4 protein-coding genes are annotated in these 3,579 nt (G+C 41.4%); 1 reads left to right on the forward strand and 3 read right to left on the reverse strand.

The features are described from left to right. From AB1488_01270 to tpiA, 3 genes are all read right to left on the reverse strand, one after another. Window positions 1-1,518: peptide-binding protein (locus AB1488_01270; protein ID MEW6408728.1), on the reverse strand; the 1,518-nt coding region annotated here is incomplete at its 3' end. Between the two features lie 42 nt (window positions 1,519-1,560). Then, on the reverse strand, window positions 1,561-1,956 hold the full coding sequence (gene secG / locus AB1488_01275) for a preprotein translocase subunit SecG (protein MEW6408729.1): 396 nt from the start codon (window positions 1,954-1,956) through the stop codon (window positions 1,561-1,563). Between the two features lie 8 nt (window positions 1,957-1,964). Continuing rightward, window positions 1,965-2,711, reverse strand: a complete 747-nt coding sequence (tpiA, locus tag AB1488_01280) for a triose-phosphate isomerase (protein MEW6408730.1) — start codon at window positions 2,709-2,711, stop codon at window positions 1,965-1,967. Window positions 2,712-2,810: 99 nt separating this feature from the next. Here tpiA and AB1488_01285 point away from each other — a divergent pair, with 99 nt between their 5' ends. Continuing rightward, entirely contained in the window at window positions 2,811-3,380 is a 570-nt protein-coding gene (locus AB1488_01285; protein MEW6408731.1) for a hypothetical protein, read from the forward strand. Window positions 3,381-3,579: the final 199 nt, after the last annotated feature.

Genomic DNA, 3,579 nt, shown 5'->3' on the forward strand with positions numbered 1-3,579 from the left:
TGCCTTCTCTACGCCCTTGAACCTTTTGTGGAGTATCGGAAGTGCATCCGGGACATATAAAAATGTATAGGGCTGATCTTCAGCTAATATTGCGTGTATCCTGTGGTATATCTTCTTCCTCTCTTCAATATTAAATGTCCTCCTCCCTTCAATTAGTAGTCTGTCAACCTCGGGATTATTATAGGATATAAAATTAAACTCACCCTCTTTTGTCTTACTTGAATGCCATATATCATATATATCAGGGTCTCTTGAAAGTGCCCATCCCATGATTACCGCCTCGAAACGCTTTTTGTCTATGAACTCATGAAGGAGTGCCTGCCATTCAAGTATCTTTATTTTTACATCTATGCCGACTTTTTTCAGATTCTGCTGAATTATCAGGGCTGTCTTTTTACGCTCTTCATTGCCTTGATTGGTGAGAATCGTAAAGGCAAAGGGTGTTCCATTTTTCTTTAGCACACCATCTTTATCGAGCTTCCAGCCTGCCTCTCTTAGAAGTAATATAGCCTTTTCAGGATTATATTTATAGTCTTCCACATCAGGATTGAATGCCCATGACTCTGGTGGGAATGGACCTGTAGCAGGAGTGCCGAGTCCGAGGAGAACACCATTGATTATCGCCTTCTTATCTATAGCGTAGCTGATTGCCTGTCTGACCCTTTTATCTGAAAACTTCGAATCAAGTAGATTATATCCTAAGTATGTAAAGCCAAAGGCAGGATAGCGAAACTTCTGAAAGTGTTTTTGAAAATACTCGGTGTTGATCTGTTTTTTATACTGAATCGGTGAGAGTCCCATATAGTCAACGCCAGCCGTCTTCAGTTCGAGAAACATCGTTGCACTATCCGGTATGATACGGAATATGAATCTATCGATGTTTGGCCTTCCCTCAAAATAATTGTCATTAGCCTCAAGAACAATCCTCTGTCCTGTAACCCATTCCTTAAATTTGTAAGGACCTATTCCTACAGGATGCTGATTGAATTCATCTTTATTTATATCCTTTCCTTCAAGGAGGTGTTTTGGAATTATCCCCATTCCCCAGCTCTCCAGTGCGGGTGCGTATGGCTCACTATAGGTAACCAGCACTGTATACCTGTCAATTGCCTCAACCTTCTTTACAGGTCCATAGTTACTGCTGTAGGGGGTAGCAACCTTTGGATTGATTGTTGTTTTATATGTGAAAATGACATCATCGGATGTGAATTCAACTCCATCATGCCATTTTACGCCCTTCCTGAGGTAAAATTTTATCTTCAAGCCATCAGGTGATATATCCCAGGACTCTGCCAGATCTCCAGTAATCTTTATGTCTTTATCGTATTTTGTAAGACCGTTGAATACCCAGCCACTTATCTGACCTGAGGCGCTATCGGATGCAAGCAATGGGGTAAGTCTCTTGGCGTCTGCGAGTGAGGCAACAGTAATCGTATTTGGTTCTTTTATAACCACCTCTTTTTTGGAACAACCAGAGATGGCGGTAAGAATAATAATAAACCATACGAGCCTTAACATTTACTACCCCACCAGAAAGCCCCACCCTTTGGGCGGGGTGGTTTACTTTTTCAAAGGTGTGCTTTCCTGCGGGCTTTTCTGTGGTCCTTGAGGGACTGCTCCGCTCTGTGTTTCTGGGGCTGTGTCTGCCTTTGGCGTGACAGGACCTTTCTGTTCAACTGGCTGTGAAATTGGTGCCTCAGTCTTTTCTTTTGATACTATCGAGCCCCTTTTGGAGGACATTACAGCGAGGGAAAGAGATGTAAGCATGAATATAATTGCAGCAACGGTAGTGATTTTGCTAAGCAGACTCGTTGCACCACGACTCCCGAATATTGTATGGCTTGAACCGCCACCGAAAGCAGCACCTACATCAGCTCCTTTGCCCCTCTGTAGCAATACTATAAATATCAGAGCAAAAGAAACGATTATATGAAGGACAATTAGAAACGTATACATACAAACTCCTACATAACCTTAAAATTAACAATCCTGACAAAGGATTCAACCTTGAGACTTGCTCCCCCTACAAGAACACCGTCAATCTCTGGTTGTGCCATAAGGCTATCTATATTCTCAGGGGTAACGCTCCCACCGTACTGTATTCTTATTTTACGGGAATAGTCTTCACCATAATTATCCCTAAACCATTTTCTTATGAATATATGCACCTCATTCGCCTGTTCCGGGGTTGCTGTCTTACCAGTTCCTATCGCCCATATAGGTTCATAGGCGATTACAATATCATCTCCACTAATGCCATTAAGACCTGCTGTGAGTTCTCGTTCAATTACATTTAGCGTTTTGCCTCCCTCCCGTTCCTTCAATGTTTCACCAATACAGACAATTGGTATCAGTCTATGCCTTAGGGCAGCCTTTATCTTTCTGTTTACAGATTCATCATCTTCAGCGAAATACTGTCTTCTTTCTGAATGTCCTATTATAACATAACTGCACCCAATATCTTTCAACATAATAGGTGATACCTCTCCAGTGTAAGCTCCTCTGTCTTCCCAGAATATGTCCTGTGCAGCAAGTTTTATATTGCTCCCTGAGAGCATCTCTGAAACCACATAAAGGGCTGTAAATGGAGGAGCCAGAACAACATCTGCGTGATTCTCTCCAATGAGAGGAATCAGACCACTAACCAGTCCTCTTGCTTCATCTATGGTGTTGTTCATCTTCCAGTTTCCAGCAATAATCGGAGTCCTCATGACTCTTTAGTGTATTTCTTAAGGTAGATATGTGTCAAGCAAAAAAGGGTTGTATATAACCTATGGATTTTTTATAATTCTTCTTAGGATAGGTGAGTTATGATATTAGTCTCTGTATGTGGAGCACATAGCGGTGTAGGAAAGACAACCCTTGCATCGATACTCCTTAAGAGACTTGAAGGTTTCTCTGCGATAAAGGTTACCCGTACAAAGCTGTTTAGTTCCATCATCACAGATAAAGAATTGATAAGAAAAAGTGGAAAAGACTCTGCAGTTCTAAAAGAGAGTGGAGCAGAGACGGTAGTCTGGGTAAAATCCTCTTACAGGGATATGAAGGAAACGATACCAAAGGCATTGGGAATTATTCGGGACTATAGGGGTGTGATTATAGAAGGAAATAGCCCTATAGAATTTTGCAGTCCATCCCTGATAATATTCGTTATAGATGAAATGGTTAATGATATTAAGAAGAGTGGGCTCAAGGCACTGAAGAAGGCAGATATAGTGGTTTTAAATTCTAACACCACTGAGAGAGCCATGGAAATAAAAGAGAAGATTAAAAGGCTAAATGATAGTGCAGAGATATTTACGATTAACCTTCAAACAAAAACTGGTGAAGTAGATATGATGCTTTTGTCCGTAATGAGTCGTCTGGGAGTGAAAGTATAGGGGACTTCGTCGTGAGCTCAGTCGAACGATGGAGGGGAAGGTGGACGAAAGGAAGGTTCATTATGACTGAAAAATTTAAAAAGGCACTAAAGGAGTTAGCTAATGATAATAAGATAACATGCCACCAACTAAGGCAGTTGGCAGAAGAGAAGAATGTCTCTTACAGTGATGCCGGCAAGACAGCAAATGAACTCAAAAT

Source organism: Nitrospirota bacterium, from assembly GCA_040756155.1.
Classification (GTDB): Bacteria; Nitrospirota; Thermodesulfovibrionia; order JACRGW01; family JBFLZU01; genus JBFLZU01.

What these genes read in the sequence shown, in the direction of transcription:
- secG (MEW6408729.1), bottom strand. Translation starts at nt 1,956, where the DNA reads ATGTATACGTTTCTAATTGTCCTTCATATAATCGTTTCTTTTGCTCTG.
- tpiA (MEW6408730.1), bottom strand. Translation starts at nt 2,711, where the DNA reads ATGAGGACTCCGATTATTGCTGGAAACTGGAAGATGAACAACACCATA.
- AB1488_01285 (MEW6408731.1), top strand. Translation starts at nt 2,811, where the DNA reads ATGATATTAGTCTCTGTATGTGGAGCACATAGCGGTGTAGGAAAGACA.